Below are 17,617 nucleotides of genomic sequence, written 5' to 3'. Positions count from 1 at the left end.
TCAGTTCGATTACACTCGCCCGTCCTTCAGCCTCACTCGAGACCTGCAATGCCGCGCTCACTTTCGACCTTGCGACGCACCCTGGTGTACTGGCTGTACGCCGTGGCCCTGGCTCATCTGCTGGGTGGCCTGCTGGTCAGTTGGGCGGGCGGTTCTGTGCTGTTCGATGGCTACCTCGCTTCCCTGGAGCAGGCTTTCTGGCCCGAGGCGGCGCCGGTTTTTGCCCGCCAGCAGCAGGTCTGGTGGCTGGCGTTGTTCGGTGCCACGGTGCAGAGCTTTTCGTTGTACATGCTGGCGCTGGTGCACATTGGCAGCCAGATCCGCCAGCCCAGGGTCTGGGCCTGGCTGATTGCCGGGCTGTTGCTGTGGGCGCCGCAGGACCTGTTTTTTTCGCTGCAGGCCGGGATCTGGTCACATCTGCTGATCGATTCGCTGGCCTTGCTGGCGTTGTTGCCGCCCTTGTTCTGGCTGTATCGCCATGATGGGCAGCCCCGGGGTGACGCATGAACAAGCCGGTGATGTACCTGCTGGCCGGCAACGGCAGCAGCGCCCGTTGGTGGGATGATGTGCTGGAGCACTTTCAGCGCTATGAAGTGATACCGCTGGAGCTGCCGGGGTTCGGCGCCAACCCGGCGCCACCGTGCGAGGACCTGCCGGCCTATACCGAGGCGCTGTTGGGTGCGACAGTAAAAGGCCGCGCAATCATGGCCGTGGGCGTCAGTGCCTTGCTGGTGCTGCATGCCTTGCAGCGCCGACCCGGGCATTTTTCGCGCAGCGTGTTGCTGGCACCGGTGGGGGCCTTTCTGTGGCAGCGGCGCTTGCCGGCGCTGATGTCGCCCATGCCGATCCGCAAGACCATCCACTGGTTGCTGGCGCATCGCCCGACGTTGTTTGCCGGCAAATTTTCAAGGCACACCTGGAGCGCCGCCCAGTACCAGCGCATGGGCGAGGGCTATGCCCGGTGCCGGGCGTTCGTGCCGTACTGGGACCTGCTGCGCGCCGATACGGCTCTGCCGCTGCTGGAGTGGATCAAGGACCCGGTCGAGCTGGTGTGGGGCGATCAGGACGGTGTGCTGGGCATTGAACAGGCCGCCGCCTGGTCGGCGATCCTGGCGCGTGCCGACCTTACCATCAGCCTCAAGCCGGGCTGGGGCCACTATCCGTGGATCGACGCGCCGGCCGAATTTGCCCAATGGCTGGAGTCGGGCGCGCCGGGTTTTGTCGCTCACACCAAGGGTGGACGCCTGCGCCTGGCGGAACTGGCCGGGCAGCCGGTGCCCACCGCGCTGTCGCTGCACGACGCCGATGACGGACGTCTGCCAACCTTGTTGGCCAGCCAGCCCGAAGCACTCTGGGCGGTGCGCTCGTCCAGCTATGGCGAAGACCAGGCCGACTCGGCCAATGCCGGGTTGAGCACCACCTACCTGCGTGTGCCGGCGGTTGACGTGGCCGAGCGTGTGAGTGCGTTGTGCAGTGCCGGCGTCGAGGAAGTGGTGGTCCAGCGCTTCATCACTCCGGTGCTGTCGGGCATTGCCTTTGTGCGCCATCTGGCCGTGGAGCTGGAATGGGTCGAAGGCCATCTGGAGGCGCTGGCCGACGGTCAGGCCAGCCCTGAACGAGCGGTCATTTCCAGGCTGGGCGAGGGCTGGAGCAGCGGCACCTTTGCCACCTTGCACGGCTTGCACCAAGAACAGCTGTGGGACTTTCTGCAAGGCGTGCTGCGGGTGTTCCATTATGTCCCCGGTGACGTCGAGTGGGCCTGGGACGGCCAGCAACTGTGGTTGTTGCAGTACCGGCCGATCAGCGACTATGGCTGGCGCCGGCACCTGACCGCCGCCAACATCGCCGAGATCCTGCCGCCGCAACCGAGCCGTTTTGTCGAATATGGCCAGCGCCGGGCGGCGGCCAGCATACCGGCGATCATGGCGCGCTGGGATGCGCGGGTGTTGCAGGATAACGAGCCGTTCACCGCCGTATTCGGTGGTGCGTCGTACATCAACAACGACCTGTTTCTCGCCCGCCTGGCGGATTGGGGTATCGCCGCCAGCCGCTATGCCGGCGAGGTGGGTGGCGCTACACCGTATCTGCCCTGGCGGCCGGCACGTTTGCTGCGTTCATTGCCGGTGTTCATGCGCATGCAGCGCCAGGCGCGCGGGCATCTGCCGACGCTTGAACGGCAACTGCAACGCTTTGACCGGGAGCTGGCCACGCTGAGCCGGCAAGGCGCGGACGGCCAGCAACTGGCCGACTGGTTCACGCGGTTCTATGTCTTCGTGGTGCAGGGCAACCTGTGCATTGCCACTGCCCTGGCCAGCAGCGGCGGCGATGCGCTGGGCCGGCCACCCACCGCCTACGATGACCTGCACGATTGCCCACACCGGCTGCCCTGGGAAACCGACCCGGGCACCCCGCGCCCGGGCCTGAGCGACCTGCCGCTGCAAGCCTTCCCGCACTGGCCACGGCGGGTGCGCCTGGCCCATGCGGCAGGCCTGCCGGGGCTGCGCGGTTATTACCTGCAAGTGCGCGAGTGGTACCGCGACAACCTGATGCGGGTGTTTTTCCGCCTGCACCATGCCATGCCCCAGGCCGAGCGCGAGCACTGGTTTGCCCCGCACCCGGACATTCGCAGCCGCGCCGGCAGTTTCTGGCAGGACGGTCGCGAGGGTGCCGAACAGGCCGCCGGCTTCATGATCTACCCCGGCCAGGTGCAAGGCATCCTCGGCCGCGACATTCTGCTGGAGGACACCCTCGACCCCGGTCGTCACGCCCATTACCAGGCCGCACGTGCGGTGATCGCCCGCATGGGTGGGCGCCTGTCTCACGGCTCGACCCTGCTGCGTGAACTGCGCAAGCCTTCGGCGGTGTTGCCGCAGGTGGACATGACGTGGGTGGGGCGTGAAGTGGTGTATGCGGACGGGGAGTTGCGGCTGGTAACGCCCTGACGAACTTGGATCCAGAACCCGGGTCTATTGCAGTCGATTTTCCTCGCGCGGTTGCGCAGCGCCGGAAACTTCATGCACTGGAAAAGGATAAGCAAGCCGTGTCTATCAAGCGATTGTTCACTGCCGCGTTGCTGGGGGCCCTGCTGGGTGGTTGTGTCGAATATCGTCATGTGCCGCCGGCAACGGCCGAGGGACAGCAGTGCGTGGAGCAGTGCTCCGGTCAGCAGGCGGCCTGCGTCGACAAGGCGCAGCACTCGGTGCAGGACGATCAGGCCTTTTACAACTGGCAGATGACCAACTACCGATCCTGTATGTCGAACATGAGCGGTGAGGGCACGTGGAAGTATGCGTGTGGCGGCGAGCCCTCTTCGCCCTCCAGGCCCGACACCCGTCATTGCACCTCGTCCTACGACAGTTGTTTCACCCGCTGTGGCGGACGGATCGAGAAGGTGCCGCGCCAGTAGTTGCTGGCAAGGAGCGAAACGGGCAGGGCGCATGGCCCCGCCCGTTTATTAGTATCAGTCCCCGACCAGGTGCAGGTAGTGCATGTGGCGTTCGTACTGGTCGAGGATGTCGCCGATGACGTCCTCTTTCGACCAGCCCATCACGTCATGGTCCTGCCCGCCTTCGCGCAGATGCACTTCGGCGCGGAAATACTTGCGCTCTTCGCTTTGCGTGTCACCCATCACGAAGCTGGGCATGGCGTAGGCTTGCGGGCGAACCTCGTAGAGGTACTCCGGGTTGTCGGCCGGGCCCACGGTCAGTTGCACGCGACCGTCCTCACCGTCCTCGACGCTGCAGCTGTAGCCCTGGCGCCGCCATTCCTCGGCCACCGAAAGGCAGGCGGGCTTGGCCACTTCGCTGATGAAACGCACCACATGCGAACGACGCGGGAACATCGCCATGTTGCGCAGGCGTCGCTGCCAGCTGCCTGGCGTGCGGGCCGCCGAGGGTGACAAGGCGTGATGACGCAGGCCGCGCTTGGTGGCGTCCAGCTTCAGGGCCTTGAGCAGGCCGCGCATGCTGAACAACAGGGCGATGGTAAAGGGCAGGGCGCTGGCGATGGTCGCCGTTTGCAGCGCCTTGAGCCCATCGGCCAGCAGCAGGGCAATGGCCACCACCCCCATGGCCGAAGCCCAGAAGATCCGCTGCCATACCGGCGTCTTGTCGTTACCGCCGGAGGCGAGCATGTCGACCACCATGGCGCCGGAGTCGGCCGAGGTGACGAAGAACACCACCACCATGATGATCGCGACCACTGAAATGAAACTGGCGAACGGGAAGTGTTGCAGGAACGCAAACAGGGCCAGGGCCGTGTCCTTGTCGATGGCCGCCGCCAGGTCGGTCATGCCTTGGTCAAGAATCAAGTGAATGGCGGTATTGCCGAACACAGTCATCCACAACAGGGTGAACGCGGTCGGCACCAGCAGTACCCCGCTCACAAACTCCCGGATCGTGCGGCCGCGTGAAATACGCGCGATGAACAGGCCCACGAAGGGCGACCAGGCCAGCCACCAGCCCCAGTAGAACAGGGTCCAGCCGCCGATCCAGTCGGTGGGGTCATAGGCGTACAGGTTCAGGGTACGGCTGACGATTTCGGTCAGGTAGCCGCCGGTGTTCTGCACGAAGGTCTGCAGAATCAACACGGTCGGACCGAGCAGCACCACCATCAGCATCAAGAGGACGGCCAGGCCCAGGTTCAGCTCCGAGAGCCTGCGCACACCCTTGTCCAGGCCCGAGACCACCGACAGGGTGGCCAGCGCCGTGGTGCCGATGATCAGGCCGATCTGCACGCCGGTGTTGATCGGCAGGCCGAACATGCTGTTCAGGCCGGTGTTGATCTGCGCCACGCCAAAGCCCAGCGAGGTGGCCACGCCGAGCACGGTGCCGATGATGGCGAAAATATCGACGGCATGGCCGATGGGGCCATGGATACGTTCGCCGATCAGCGGGTAGAGCGCCGAGCGCAAGGTCAGCGGCAGGCCGTGGCGGTAGCTGAAGTACGCCAGGATCAGCGCGACGATGGCGTAGATCGCCCAGGCATGCAGGCCCCAGTGAAAGAAGGTGATCTTCATCGCTTCGCGGGCGGCTTCGATGGTGTTGCCATCACCGACCGGCGGGTTGAGGAAGTGCATGACCGGTTCCGCCACGCCAAAGAACATCAGGCCGATGCCCATGCCCGCCGAGAACAGCATGGCGAACCAGGTGGTGCTGCTGTAGTCGGGCGTGCTGTGGTCGGGGCCGAGCTTGATATCGCCATAGCGGCTGACACCCAGGTACACCACAGTGCCGAGGATGATCGCCACCGCCAGGATATAGAACCAGCTGACATTGGTGATGATCCAGTCCTGGATGTGACCGAACAGGGCCTGGGCGGTGTCGCGAAAGATACTGGTGAACAAGACCAGGACCAGCAACAGGATCGCAGACGTCCAGAACACAGGTGCATTGAGTGCCGACTGGGGCACGGGTGGGTTTTTTTCAACCATGGGCTAAGACTTCTCCATGTACGCCGTGGCGCGTCGTGTGTGTAAGTAGAGGCGAGGGTGTTGACCCTCGCCAGCCGCGAGGGTTTCTTGTTGATTTCCTGCAGGCCAAAAAAAGCCCCGCCTGCACAGGGCAGGCGGGGCTTGGACGACAGCTCAGGCGATCAACGCAGGGTCGAACGTGGTGCCACTGGCTGGTTGTCGTTGGAGATGGTGACTTCTACACGGCGATTCATGGCACGGCCAGAGTTGCTGCTGTTGTCGGCCACCGGGTATTCCTTGCCATAACCCTGGGCAACGATGCGCGATGGGTCAACGCCGGCGCGCACCAGTGCCATGCGTACGGAGTTGGCGCGGCGCTCGGACAGGCCCTGGTTGTAGGTGGCGGAACCGGTGCTGTCGGTGTAACCCTCGACAATCACTTTACGGTCGGCGTTTTCCTGCAGGAACTGAGCGAGCTTGAAGATATCGCCCTGGGCGTTCGGCTTGAGTTCGGCCTTGTTGTAGTCGAACAGGACGTCACCGAAAGTCACCAGCGTACCGCGCTCGGTCTGCTTGGCGTTCATGCTTTCTTTGAGTTTGGCAATCTGGGCGTCGCGGGCGTCCAGGCGGGCCTTGGCGCGGTCGGCGCTGGCTTTGCCCAGGTTGGCTTCAGCGGTGCGCAGCGCGATGGTCTGCTTGGCCACTTCAACGCGCTGGTTGGTCAGGTAGGCCAGTTGATCGACTTTCTTGGCGTCTTCGCCGTCACGGAAGGCCTTGTCAGCCTTTTCCAGCCATTCGCTGGCGTCTTTGGTTTCCAGCGCGGCGACCTTGGTGGCTTCCGGGTTGGTCTGCAGCGAAGTGTAGTTGGTGCGGGCCTGCTCCAGGCTAGGGTTTGGCTTGGTGGCACAGGCCGCCAGGGCAACGCTCATGGCCAGCAGGGCAGGGATCATCAGTTGTTTGCGCATAATAGTGTCGTCCTTAAATCAATGGCGAATACGTGAAAAGCAAAGGGCAAGGGGTCGGTTTACTGGACCTGGCGCATGCCTTCTTCACGGAGTTCGTTGACGCCCTGGCGAGCATCCTGCACAGCCTTCTCAGCCTTGGCGGCTTGTGCCTTGCGTTCGGCCAGACGGGCATCCCACTCGGCCTGTTGAGCCAGGCGACGCGCTTCGTCGTATTTCTTGTCCTGCATGGCCACGTCGGCGGCGCGCAGTTTGTCTTGTGCCGCCTTCATTTCGACAGCGGCAAACTCGGTACCACCGGCACTGACGGCGCTATTGACGGCCGACTGGGTCACCGCGTACTGCTCGGTAGGAGGGTTGCCAGCACAGCCGGCCAGGACCAGAGTGCTTCCCAGGGCCAACGCAGCCAGTTTCAGCCCGCGCAGACGTTTGAACGAGGTTTTGGCAGTGAGGGTGTTCATGGTCATCAACTCCATTGTTTAACTCCAAGTGCTTTGGTTTTCCATGACAGTCGGTGCCGGAGTCAGAGGTGTCAGGGCCATGGGCGGCTGCTACCTGCGGTCTTCCTGTAATGGCTATTGGCTGGGACCCGTGGGGTTTTTGAATAGTTCACTCGAATTTCTGTACTGATGAGTAAATTTTTTCCCAACCTATTGAAAACGTTGGTAAATATTGGATTTTATGGCGCGCAGGGACGCGCCTGCAGCACCAGGGAGGCTGCCTGAAAGTGGGGTGTCACAAAGGCGCCGGCCAGCTCAGCGGTGCGGCGTCTGTGCCTTGAGGATGCGTTGCTCGGCTTCGACGAAGGCTGGCGTACGGCCCTCGTCGGCGTACACCGCATCGCCTTCTTCGACACGGATGACTTCGGCGCCCTGTACATAGGGAATGGCCGCTTCGGCCTGTTCCAGAGCGACGTGCAGCAAGCCTTCGGTGACCTGGGCTTCGCTGATGTCATAGGCCTGCGCCAGGGCCTGGATCTTGACCAGGTCGTGGCGGTACAGGCTCAGGGTGACCTCGCTGCGTTCCTGCTGCTGGCGAGACTGGGTTTCCCATGCGTTGAGCAGGTCCTTGAAACTGTTCATGATGCCTCCGGTGCGATTGATGCAGTCAAAGGTGTGACTGCAACGAAGCGGCAGTGGTTCGATGACAAAGGATTTGGCGCAGTGAGGTTTTTGAGGCAATGTTCGTAACATAACAACAAACTGCAGGAGGTTAGGATGGCCGATATAGATGCCCGTTTGCGTGAAGACGTCCACTTGCTGGGCGAACTGCTAGGCAACACCATTCGCGACCAGCGAGGCGCGGATTTTCTCGACACCATCGAGCGCATTCGCAAGGCTGCCAAGGCGGGCCGGCGCGGCTCGGCCGAAGGCGCCGAGCAGCTCACTTCCAGTGTCGCCGGCCTTGAAGACGACGAACTGCTGCCTGTGGCCCGCGCTTTCAACCAGTTTCTCAACCTGGCCAATATCGCCGAGCAGTATCAACTGCTGCGCCGTCGTGACGATGCACAGCCATCGGCCTTTGAAAACCGCGTACTGCCTGAACTGCTTGAGCGCCTCAAGCGCGCCGGCCACAGCCAGGAGGCCCTGGCCCGGCAACTGGGCAAGCTCGACATCGAGCTGGTGCTGACCGCTCACCCCACCGAAGTGACCCGCCGCACGCTGATCCAGAAGTACGATGCGATGGCCGAGCAACTGGCCGCGCTGGACCACCGCGACCTCAATAGCCAGGAATACGAGCAGATCGTCACGCGCTTGCAACGGCTGATCGCCGAGGCCTGGCACACTGAAGAAATCCGTCGCACCCGGCCTACGCCCGTGGATGAAGCCAAATGGGGCTTTGCCGTGATCGAGCATTCGTTGTGGCAAGCCGTGCCCAACTACCTGCGCAAGGCTGACCAGGCGCTGCACGCCGCCACCGGCCTGCGCCTGCCACTGGAGGCCGCCCCGATCCGCTTTGCCTCGTGGATGGGCGGCGACCGTGATGGCAATCCCAATGTCACCGCCGGCGTGACCCGTGAGGTTCTGCTGTTGGCGCGCTGGATGGCCGCCGACCTGTACCTGCGCGATGTCGACCACCTGGCCGCCGATCTGTCGATGCAAGAGGCCAATGCGACCCTCAAGGCGCAGGTGGGCGACAGCGCCGAGCCGTATCGCGCCGAACTCAAGCGCCTGCGTGAGCGTCTGCGCGCCACGCGCAACTGGGCGCAGGCCTCACTGGCCAGCCCCCAGCCGGCGCCTGATGCGGTGCTGCATGACAACCGTGACCTGCTGGCACCGCTGCAACGGTGCTTCGATTCGCTGCACGAATGTGGCATGGGCGTGATCGCCGACGGACCTTTGCTCGATTGCCTGCGCCGGGCGGTGACATTCGGGCTGTTTCTGGTGCGGCTGGATGTGCGTCAGGACTCCAGCCGGCATAGCGCAGCGCTGACGGAAATCACCGATTACCTGGGCCTGGGCCGTTACGAAGACTGGGATGAAGAGGCCCGGATCGAGTTTCTCACTCAGGAATTGAAGAGCCGCCGGCCCTTGTTGCCGACGCACTTCACACCGGCCGCCGACACCGCCGAGGTGCTGGCCACCTGCCGCGAGGTTGCGGCAGCGCCTGCGGCTTCGCTGGGCTCCTACGTGATTTCCATGGCGGGCGCGGCCTCTGACGTGCTGGCGGTGCAGTTGCTGCTTAAAGAAGCCGGCCTGCAACGGCCGATGCGCGTGGTGCCGCTGTTCGAGACCCTGGCCGACCTGGACAACGCCGGTCCCGTGATCGAGCGCCTGCTGGGGCTGCCCGGCTATCGGACGCGCCTGCACGGGCCGCAGGAAGTGATGATCGGTTATTCGGACTCGGCCAAGGACGCCGGCACCACGGCGGCGGCCTGGGCACAGTACCGGGCGCAGGAAAACCTGGTCAGGATCTGCCGCGAGCAGCAGGTCGAACTGCTGTTGTTCCATGGTCGCGGCGGTACGGTCGGGCGCGGCGGCGGTCCTGCGCATGCGGCGATTCTGTCGCAGCCGCCAGGCTCGGTGGCCGGGCGTTTTCGCACCACCGAGCAGGGCGAGATGATCCGTTTCAAGTTCGGCCTGCCGGGCATTGCCGAACAGAACCTCAACCTTTATCTGGCCGCGGTGCTGGAAGCGACCCTGCTGCCGCCGCCGCTGCCGGAACCGGCCTGGCGGCAGATGATGGACCGCCTGGCCGGCGACGGGGTCAAGGCCTACCGCGCCGTGGTGCGTGAGCACCCCGAGTTCGTCGAGTATTTCCGCCAGGCCACGCCCGAGCAGGAGCTGGGGCGCCTGCCGCTGGGCAGCCGTCCGGCCAAGCGTCGCGAAGGCGGGGTCGAAAGCCTGCGAGCCATCCCGTGGATCTTCGCCTGGACCCAGACGCGCCTGATGCTGCCGGCCTGGCTGGGCTGGGAGGCGGCACTGAGCCAGGCGCTGGCGCGCGGTGAAGGGCCGTTGCTGGCGCAGATGCGTGAGCAGTGGCCATTCTTCCGCACCCGCATCGACATGCTGGAAATGGTCCTGGCCAAGGCCGACAGCGACATCGCCCGGCTCTACGACGAGCGTCTGGTCAGTCCGAAGTTGCAGCATTTGGGGTCGCATTTACGCGACCTATTGTCGCAGGCGTGCGAGGTGGTGCTGGGCCTGACCGGCCAGCAGCGGTTGCTGGCGCACAGTCCCGAGACGCTGGAGTTCATCAGCCTGCGCAATACCTACCTGGACCCGCTGCACCTGCTCCAGGCCGAGCTGCTGGCGCGTGCCCGCGAGCGTGAAGCCCGTCTGGACAGCCCGCTGGAGCGGGCCCTGCTGGTATCGGTGGCCGGTATCGCGGCCGGTTTGCGCAATACTGGTTGACGATCGACGCTGCCTGCGCAAGGCCTGCCGCCGTCACCTGGCGGCGGGCCTTGTCCATTCACTCAGCCCACCACTGTAAGGCTTGCCGGGCGCGGCGTAGCTGCGACCTTGGGCGGCTTGTGCGCCCTGTGTGGGCTGTGTATCTTGATCAACCTTTTGGCCTTTGGCCGTCTATTTAGTTTTCGATTGGCCCAAGAGGCGAATCCGATGATTTCCATATAAAAATTTGAGGAGCATGACGATGCGCGTGATTCTGCTGGGAGCTCCGGGCGCCGGAAAAGGTACTCAGGCAAAGTTCATCACTGAAAAGTTCGGCATTCCCCAGGTCTCTACCGGCGACATGCTGCGCGCGGCCGTCAAGGCGGGCACCGAGCTGGGCCTCAAGGCCAAGAGCGTCATGGACGCCGGCGGCCTGGTGTCCGATGACCTGATCATCGGCCTGATCAAGGACCGCCTGGCTCAGCCGGACTGCGAAGGCGGCGTGCTGTTCGACGGCTTCCCGCGCACCATCCCCCAGGCTGAAGCCCTGAAGGACGCCGGTGTCGAGATCGACCACGTGCTCGAGATTGCCGTGGACGACGAAGAAATCGTCCAGCGTATCTCCGGTCGTCGTGTGCACGAGGCCTCAGGGCGCGTGTATCACACGATCCACAATCCGCCCAAGGTCGAAGGCCTGGACGATGCCACCGGCGAGCCGCTGATCCAGCGCAAGGACGACACCGAAGACACCGTGCGTCATCGCCTGTCGGTCTACCACTCGCAGACCAAGCCGCTGGTCGAGTTCTACAGCACGCTGGGTGCCGAGCAGGGCAAGCCCAAGTGCAGCCACATTCCTGGTGTGGGTTCGGTCGACGAGATCACCACCAAGGTGCTGGCAGCTCTGAGCTGATCCACACTGTTTGACATGACAATGGCCCGCTTGCGGGCCATTTGTCATTTATACTGCGCCACTTTTATTTTGCGACGGATACCTCGATGACCACCTTGCTGGCCCTGGACACTGCCACTGAAGCCTGCTCGGTTGCCTTGCTGCATGACGGCAAGGTGCTGAGCCACTACGAGGTGATCCCGCGCCTGCACGCCCAGAAGCTGTTGCCGATGATTCAGGACCTGCTGGCCCAGGCCGGGATTGCCCGTTCGGCGCTGGATGCGATTGCCTTCGGTCGCGGGCCGGGGGCCTTTACCGGGGTGCGTATTGCCATCGGTGTGGTGCAGGGCCTGGCCTTTGCGCTGGACCGTCCGGTGCTGCCGGTGTCGAACCTGGCGGTGCTGGCCCAGCGTGCACAACGCGAACAGGGCGCGACCCAGGTAGCCGCCGCCATTGATGCGCGCATGGACGAGGTCTACTGGGGTTGCTACCGCGCCACGGCCGGTGAGATGCGCCTGGTGGGCGTCGAGGCGGTACTGCCGCCCGAGCAGGCGCTGTTGCCAGGCGATGCCAGCGGCGACTGGTTCGGGGCCGGCACCGGTTGGGGCTACGCGCCACGCCTGCCGGTCAGCCTGGTCGGGATGGATGCCAGCCTGCTGCCGCATGCCCAGGACCTGCTGAGCCTTGCCACCTTTGCCTGGCAACGCGGCGAAGCCCTGCCGGCCGATGATGCGCAACCGGTTTACCTGCGTGACAAGGTGGCCACGCCCAAGGGGCAGTAAGGCTCAAGATCGCTGCAGAACGGACGATACCCTCGTAACGGCCTTTTTCGAGTGTCTGGTCACGAGGCAGGTACCCTTCACTCAGGTCAGTGAACGGACATGTCTGACAATAAAGGATATCAATCGGCCATCTACCATTTATCGGCCAACGCTATCGAGGCGACTTATGGTTCAAATAAATGGCAATAAGTGTGGTCTGTTTGGCATTCGGATGTTTGCCAAAGCGCCTATCCGTGACGTTAAATTGCCACTACAAGACGCCGAGTAATCATCGATGCGCATAGACGGTCCTTCATCACGCTCGTACCCCATCAAGCGTCAGCCTCGCAAGAGTGCCGCCACGCTTGAGGGTTCGTTCGAGCAACTCGACAGCGAAGTCGAACTGCCCCCGCAGCCGGCCAGGACGGCCCGTAATGAGGCCAGCGACACGCCCACTGCCAATGTCCCTGCTCGCCCGCAAGACATCATTTTTCCGCGTTCCATGAGCTCCCGCGTAGCCAACGCCCTGGCCAGCTACCTGACCACCGCCACCTTTGTCGGCGATTGGGACATGGAAGGTGCAGAACTCGACCTTTACGTGTGATGGCCCGCCTGCCGTATTTTCTCGGTTGCCCGTCCTGGAGCGAAAACGCCTGGCGTGACGGGTTCTACCCTGACGACGCGCGCAGCACCGATTTTCTGGGGCTGTATACGCAGGTGTTCAATACGGTCGAAGGCAATACCACCTTCTATGCCCGCCCGGCGGCGGCCACGGTGCAGCGCTGGGCCGAGATCATGCCGGCGGACTTTCGCTTCACGGCCAAATTCCATCGTGACATCAGCCATGATGGCGACCTGCGCCTGCAGATCGACGCTGCGCAGGCGTTCGCCAGCCTGCTGGCGCCACTGGGCGAGCGGGTCACGCCGTTCTGGCTGCAACTGGCGGCCAGTTTCACCCCACAACGCCTGGCGGAACTGGCCACGTTCCTGGATGAGGTCAAGCTGCCCATCGCCGTAGAGGTCAGGCACCTGGCGTTTTTCCAGAAGGGCGATGAAGAGCGCGTGCTCAATCGCCTGTTGCTCGACCGTGGCATAGAGCGCATCTGCCTGGATTCGCGGGCGCTGTTCAGTTGCGTGTCCAGCGACCCTGCGGTGCTGCATGCACAATCGAAGAAACCCAAGGTGCCGGTGCGCCCGGCAGCGCTGACGCAAAGTCCGCAAGTGCGCTTTATCGGCCGCCCGGAGCTTGAGGCCAATGACCCGTTCATGGCCCAGTGGGTCGAAAAGGTCGCGGTGTGGATCGAAGAGGGCCGCACGCCCTATGTGTACCTGCACACGCCCGACAATCACAATGCGCCGCAACTGGCGCAGCGCTTTCATGAGCAATTGATGGCCCGCGTGCCGGGCCTGGCACCGTTGCCGCAGATTGATCGTGGCCCGCAGGTGGAGCAGTTGGGCCTGTTATGAGGTCAATGCTGTAACTGATCTCTGACAAGGGCTGCCTGATGCGTGTATTGCTGCTGATCCTGCTGGTGTGCGCCTTGCCGGTGCTGGGGGTGTGGCGTGGCTGGATCGACGTACCGCCGCGCTGGGATCCCTGGGCGCCGCTGGATGTGCGTGCCGAGCCCAACCTGCTGACCTCGTTCAAACTCTCGCGACTGGAGAATGACCCGGCGCTGTGTGACCAGGCGCTGGCTTCATCGACCCTGCGCTATAGCCGCCAGGCTGACAGCCCGGCGTCGGCGCGTTGTCCGCTGAGCAATACCTTGCGCATCCAGGGCGGTGACGTGGCGCTGAGCAGCAGTTTCCTGGCCAGTTGCCCGCTGGCCGTGGCTTACGCCCTGTTCGAATACCACAGCCTGCAACCCACCGCCGAGGCGGTGCTGGGCCAGCGCGTGACGCGCATCGATCATCTGGGCAGTTTTGCCTGCCGCAATATGTATAACCGCAGCGAAGGCCGTCTCAGCCAGCATGCCAGCGCCAATGCCCTGGACATCGCCGGCTTTCGCCTGGCCAATGGGCAGCGCATCGACCTGCTCAAGGACTGGAATGACCCGGGCGAAAAGGGGCGGTTTCTCAAGGCGGTGCAGCAGGCGGCCTGCAAGCATTTCAATACGGTGCTGGGACCGGAGTACAACGCCGCGCACCGCAATCACTTTCATCTGGACATGGGGTTGTGGCGGGTGTGTCGTTGATGCGCGGTGCTCAGGCGACCTGACGCAGGTTTTGCAGGATCAGCGGCCGGGCCCAGCCATTGTCGTAATCCAGCTGGCGCTGTTGGGCAGCCATCGTGGATTCGTCGAACGGCAGGGCAGGCTTGTCGGCCAGGTCCCATTCCAGCTCGGCGATAGGCAGGTTCAGCGGACGGGGTTGCGGGGCCTGGCCAGGTTCGGCGCGATCATCATAGGCGTGGAATACGGTAGGACGGACCCACTGGGTGTCGAATTCCAGGCCGCGTTGCTGCTCGATCAGTGCCAGGGCGTCGAAGGGTTCGGCCGCCGGTGGCAACAAATCGGTTTCGAACTCGGCAATGGGCAGGAACAGCGGCTCGGGCGGGCGCACGACGGTGTCGGTGACCGGCAGGTTGCGCTGTGCAACGATCTGGCCCAGGGTCTGGGCGCCGGCGATCGGCTCGCCTTCAGGGCTGTAGACTTCAGGCTGGGCGACGGTGGCCGGAAACTGAGTGCCATCGCCAATCTGTTCAGCCATCGCCCGGGCGAACGCATCGGACCAGAGCTGGGTGACACCACCCAATGCTCGGTTGTTGCGCAGGCTATAGTCGCCGGAATGCGACAAGTAGCCTATGGATTGAACATTCTCTGACATAGCGATCAGTACTGGCCGTGGCTCTGGCAAAATGCCGGATACCCAGCTTATCGGCTGTTCTGGCCGATCCTTAATTTATTTTTCAAGTGTGTGGACATCATGAGCGAGCAGCAAGCAGGCAGTCGTATCCGGGTTGAAGCCCTGGCGCCGAGCGAGCAGGAGCAGGCCGGTTACTGGGCGCAACGCCTCGGCTTGCCAGTGCAGGACATCGAGGCAGAGTTTGCCCTGCAAGTGACCGCCGATGGCCTGCAATTGCAGCAACTGGGCAAGGATGCACCGGGCGCGGTGCGGGTGGATTTCGTCGAAGGTGCCACGGCGCATCGGCGGCTGTTCGGCGGTGGCAGCGGGCAAATGATCGCCAAGGCGGTCGGTGTGCAGCCGGGCGTGCGTCCGCGGGTGCTGGATGCCACGGCAGGGCTGGGCAAGGACGCCTTCGTGCTGGCCAGCCTGGGCTGCGACATGCACCTGATCGAGCGCCAGCCGATCATCGCCGCCTTGCTTGAGGACGGGCTGGCGCGTGCCCGGCAGCATCTGGACGTCAGCGATATCGTCCAGCGCATGCAACTGCTGGCCGGCAACGCCATCGAGCTGATCCGCCAGTGGCAGGGCGAGCCGCCGCAGGTCATCTACCTGGACCCGATGTTCCCGCACCGTGACAAGAGTGCCCTGGTGAAAAAGGAAATGCGCCTGTTCCGCCCGCTGGTGGGCGACGACCTCGACGCCCCGGCCCTGCTGCAGGCGGCCCTGGCGCTGGCCAGCCACCGCGTGGTGGTCAAGCGCCCGCGCAAGGCGCCGTGTATCGATGCCACCAAGCCCGGTTATACGCTGGAGGGCAAGTCCAGCCGCTACGACATCTACCCGAAAAAGGCGCTCAAATAGGGGCGGCTGGAGAATGTTGTAGGAGCGCGCTTGCCCGCGACCGAGTGCGCAGCGCTCGCAAAATCTGCGAAACGCTACAAATTTACGGCTGTAAATCTGCGAAACGCTGAAAGTTTACGGCTGTAAATCTGCGAAACGCTACAAATTTACGGCTGTAAATCTGCGAAACGCCACAATTTTACGACTGCTACGCAGCCGGTCGCGGGCAGAGCGCGCTCCTACAGATCAGGCCGGATCAGGGGGCGTAGGCGCGCATGAACAGCCGTACCACGTCTTGCACATGCGCCTCGATTTCGGCCTCGTCCAGTGTCTCGCAACAGCCCACCAGCAAGCGGAAGTGGTCGACACCCTTGACCAGGCTGAAAAAATGCCCGGCCGCATGGGCCGGCGAGTCGATGCGCAACTGGCCACTGGCGTCGACCTGGGCCAGAAAGCGCTGCATGCTGTCGAGCAGCCGCTGAGGGCCGGCGGCAAAGAAGGTCTTCGACAGCTGCGGGTCCTGCAGGCCGAGGTCGGACATCAGGCGGTGCAGTTGCAAAGACTCCGGGCTGTTGACCAGATGCTCGAACGCCCGGCCGATGGCCAGCAGCACCGGCTCCAGCGGCTGCCGGGGGTCGAAGGCGAAATACAGGTCAGGCAACTGATCTTCGCAGCGCGCCATGACGGCGGCAGTGAACAGGGTTTCTTTGTCGGTGAAGTGGCTGTAGACCGTGAGCTTGGAAACCCCGGCTTCGCCGGCAATGGCATCCATGCTGGTGCCCGCATAGCCGTGGCGCACGAACAGGTTCTTGGCGGCCTCGAGAATGGCATTACGTTTTTCCAGGTCTTTAGGGCGACCCGGACCGCTGTTTGCAAGGAGATCAGGCATTTTGGTTCTAATAATGTACTGGTGAGTTTTATAATTTTTAATATACTCGCCAGTACAATTATTCCAAGCCTCCTGCATAGAAGACTCTTCACACCATGTTGCGCAAACTCCCGATTTTTTGCCTGATCGCGCTGCTGGCCGCCTGTGGCCAGGAGGCCCCGGCGCCCGTGACCGTCCGTCCGGTGATGGTGGTCCAGCCGCTGCCCTCATCGCAGGCACAGGACAATTTCCCCGGTGAGGTCCGTGCCCGTTTCGAGCCCGAGCTGGCCTTCCGGATTGCTGGCAAGGTCAGTCGTCGACTGGTCGAGGAGGGGCAACGGGTCAAGGCCAATCAGCCGCTGGCCGAACTGGATGCCCAGGATGTGCGCTTGCAGCGCGACGCCATGCGCGCCCAGGTGACGGCGGCCGAAGCCAATCTGCAGCTGGTCCGCCTGGAGCGTGAGCGCTACAAGACCCTGCTGGGCAAGCAGATGGTGAGTCAGTCGCAGTACGACACCTCGGATAACAATTACCGTGCCGCCGAGGCGCGCTTGAAGCAACTGCGTGCCGAACTGACGGTGGCCGACAATCAGGCCGACTACACCGTCTTGCGTGCGCCGCAGGATGGCGTGATCGCCCGGCGCTCGGTCGAGGTCGGACAAGTGGTTGCCGCCGGGCAGACGGTGTTCAGCCTGGCGGTCGAGGGTGAGCGTGAAGTCGCCATCAGCCTGCCCGAGCAGAACATTGCCCGCTTCAAGGTCGGCCAGCCGGTGACGGTGGAGCTGTGGACCCAGCGTGACCTGCGCTTGCCAGGGCGCATTCGTGAGCTGTCGCCGGCTGCTGATCCACGTTCGCGCACTTTTGCCGCCCGCATTGCGTTTGACGCCGGCAAGGTGCCGGCCGAACTGGGCCAGAGCGCCCGGGTGTACATCGCCACCGGACAGACCGTGTCACTGGCGCTGCCCTTGTCAGCTATCAGCGCCTATGACGGCGTCAGCTATGCCTGGCGGGTCGAGCCGGACAGCACCCTGAAGCGGGTGCCGGTGCAGCTAGGCGCCTGGGGGCAGGAAAGCGTGCCGGTGCTCGACGGGCTGCGCGCCAGCGACTGGGTGGTGGCCGCCGGCGTGCATGTGCTGCGCGAGGGCGAACGGGTGCGTCCCGTGGATCGCAGCAATCGGGTCGTCAAGCTGACCGGCCAGGAGTAGACCCG

At 63.7% G+C, this 17,617-nt stretch carries 17 protein-coding genes; 11 read left to right on the top strand and 6 right to left on the bottom strand.

Features of this window, described 5'->3' with window-relative positions; genetic code table 11:
- Positions 1 to 48: 48 nt before the first annotated feature.
- The 3 genes from DGA31_RS00595 (at position 49) to DGA31_RS00585 (ending at position 3,406) form a co-directional block, all read left to right on the top strand.
- Positions 49 to 507, top strand: coding sequence for a cell division protein (locus DGA31_RS00595; protein WP_109511204.1), 459 nt, complete (start codon positions 49 to 51; stop codon positions 505 to 507).
- On the top strand, positions 504 to 2,942 hold the full coding sequence (locus DGA31_RS00590; RefSeq protein WP_161959126.1) for an alpha/beta hydrolase: 2,439 nt from the start codon (positions 504 to 506) through the stop codon (positions 2,940 to 2,942). The genes DGA31_RS00595 and DGA31_RS00590 overlap by 4 nt, the downstream gene beginning before the upstream one ends.
- Before the next feature lie 98 nt (positions 2,943 to 3,040).
- Positions 3,041 to 3,406, top strand: a complete 366-nt coding sequence (locus tag DGA31_RS00585; RefSeq protein ID WP_109511203.1) for a hypothetical protein — start codon at positions 3,041 to 3,043, stop codon at positions 3,404 to 3,406.
- 54 nt (positions 3,407 to 3,460) lie between these two features.
- Here the strand turns inward: DGA31_RS00585 and betT are convergent, their stop codons facing one another.
- From betT to DGA31_RS00565, 4 genes are all read right to left on the bottom strand, one after another.
- Positions 3,461 to 5,431, bottom strand: coding sequence for a choline BCCT transporter BetT (gene betT / locus DGA31_RS00580; RefSeq protein ID WP_109511202.1), 1,971 nt, complete (start codon positions 5,429 to 5,431; stop codon positions 3,461 to 3,463).
- 161 nt (positions 5,432 to 5,592) lie between these two features.
- Positions 5,593 to 6,375 carry a lipotoxin F family OmpA-related lipoprotein LptF gene (gene lptF / locus DGA31_RS00575; RefSeq protein ID WP_056834878.1) on the bottom strand — a complete coding sequence of 261 codons (783 nt, stop codon included), beginning with the start codon at positions 6,373 to 6,375 and terminating at the stop codon, positions 5,593 to 5,595.
- A 59-nt stretch (positions 6,376 to 6,434) separates the two neighbouring features.
- Positions 6,435 to 6,848, bottom strand: coding sequence for a DUF4398 domain-containing protein (locus DGA31_RS00570; RefSeq protein ID WP_056834879.1), 414 nt, complete (start codon positions 6,846 to 6,848; stop codon positions 6,435 to 6,437).
- Between the two features lie 279 nt (positions 6,849 to 7,127).
- Complete coding sequence (locus DGA31_RS00565; RefSeq protein ID WP_109511201.1) at positions 7,128 to 7,454, bottom strand: hypothetical protein; 327 nt, start codon at positions 7,452 to 7,454, stop codon at positions 7,128 to 7,130.
- Between the two features lie 135 nt (positions 7,455 to 7,589).
- Here DGA31_RS00565 and ppc point away from each other — a divergent pair, with 135 nt between their 5' ends.
- The 6 genes from ppc to DGA31_RS00535 all read left to right on the top strand — a co-directional run bounded on the left by ppc (position 7,590) and on the right by DGA31_RS00535 (position 14,050).
- Positions 7,590 to 10,226: a phosphoenolpyruvate carboxylase gene (gene ppc, locus DGA31_RS00560; protein ID WP_056834883.1), complete on the top strand. Its 2,637-nt coding sequence runs from the start codon at positions 7,590 to 7,592 to the stop codon at positions 10,224 to 10,226.
- A gap of 241 nt (positions 10,227 to 10,467) precedes the next feature.
- Entirely contained in the window at positions 10,468 to 11,115 is a 648-nt protein-coding gene (adk, locus tag DGA31_RS00555) for an adenylate kinase (RefSeq protein ID WP_056834885.1), read from the top strand.
- Between the two features lie 86 nt (positions 11,116 to 11,201).
- Positions 11,202 to 11,876, top strand: coding sequence for a tRNA (adenosine(37)-N6)-threonylcarbamoyltransferase complex dimerization subunit type 1 TsaB (tsaB, locus tag DGA31_RS00550; RefSeq protein WP_056834887.1), 675 nt, complete (start codon positions 11,202 to 11,204; stop codon positions 11,874 to 11,876).
- Positions 11,877 to 12,150: 274 nt separating this feature from the next.
- Positions 12,151 to 12,459, top strand: a complete 309-nt coding sequence (locus DGA31_RS00545; RefSeq protein WP_056834889.1) for a hypothetical protein — start codon at positions 12,151 to 12,153, stop codon at positions 12,457 to 12,459.
- Positions 12,459 to 13,322, top strand: a complete 864-nt coding sequence (locus DGA31_RS00540) for a DUF72 domain-containing protein (protein WP_109511200.1) — start codon at positions 12,459 to 12,461, stop codon at positions 13,320 to 13,322. The genes DGA31_RS00545 and DGA31_RS00540 overlap by 1 nt, the downstream gene beginning before the upstream one ends.
- A gap of 38 nt (positions 13,323 to 13,360) precedes the next feature.
- Complete coding sequence (locus tag DGA31_RS00535) at positions 13,361 to 14,050, top strand: extensin-like domain-containing protein (RefSeq protein ID WP_109511199.1); 690 nt, start codon at positions 13,361 to 13,363, stop codon at positions 14,048 to 14,050.
- Positions 14,051 to 14,060: 10 nt separating this feature from the next.
- On the opposite strand, the gene DGA31_RS00530 is transcribed toward DGA31_RS00535, so the two are convergent.
- Complete coding sequence (locus tag DGA31_RS00530; RefSeq protein ID WP_109511198.1) at positions 14,061 to 14,681, bottom strand: energy transducer TonB; 621 nt, start codon at positions 14,679 to 14,681, stop codon at positions 14,061 to 14,063.
- 99 nt (positions 14,682 to 14,780) lie between these two features.
- On the opposite strand from DGA31_RS00530, the gene DGA31_RS00525 reads away from it, so the two are divergent.
- The gene (locus DGA31_RS00525) at positions 14,781 to 15,560 is read left to right on the top strand and encodes a class I SAM-dependent methyltransferase (protein ID WP_056834897.1); all 780 of its coding nucleotides are present in this window, start codon (positions 14,781 to 14,783) and stop codon (positions 15,558 to 15,560) included.
- 235 nt (positions 15,561 to 15,795) lie between these two features.
- Here DGA31_RS00525 and DGA31_RS00520 read toward each other — a convergent pair whose 3' ends face one another.
- Positions 15,796 to 16,428, bottom strand: coding sequence for a TetR/AcrR family transcriptional regulator (locus tag DGA31_RS00520; RefSeq protein ID WP_056834899.1), 633 nt, complete (start codon positions 16,426 to 16,428; stop codon positions 15,796 to 15,798).
- Between the two features lie 95 nt (positions 16,429 to 16,523).
- On the opposite strand from DGA31_RS00520, the gene DGA31_RS00515 reads away from it, so the two are divergent.
- Entirely contained in the window at positions 16,524 to 17,612 is a 1,089-nt protein-coding gene (locus DGA31_RS00515; RefSeq protein ID WP_109511197.1) for an efflux RND transporter periplasmic adaptor subunit, read from the top strand.
- The last annotated feature ends 5 nt before the right edge of the window (positions 17,613 to 17,617 follow it).

Source organism: Pseudomonas ovata (assembly GCF_003131185.1).
Taxonomy (GTDB): Bacteria; Pseudomonadota; Gammaproteobacteria; order Pseudomonadales; family Pseudomonadaceae; genus Aquipseudomonas; species Aquipseudomonas ovata.
This window is presented reverse-complemented; position numbering and strand designations above follow the sequence as displayed.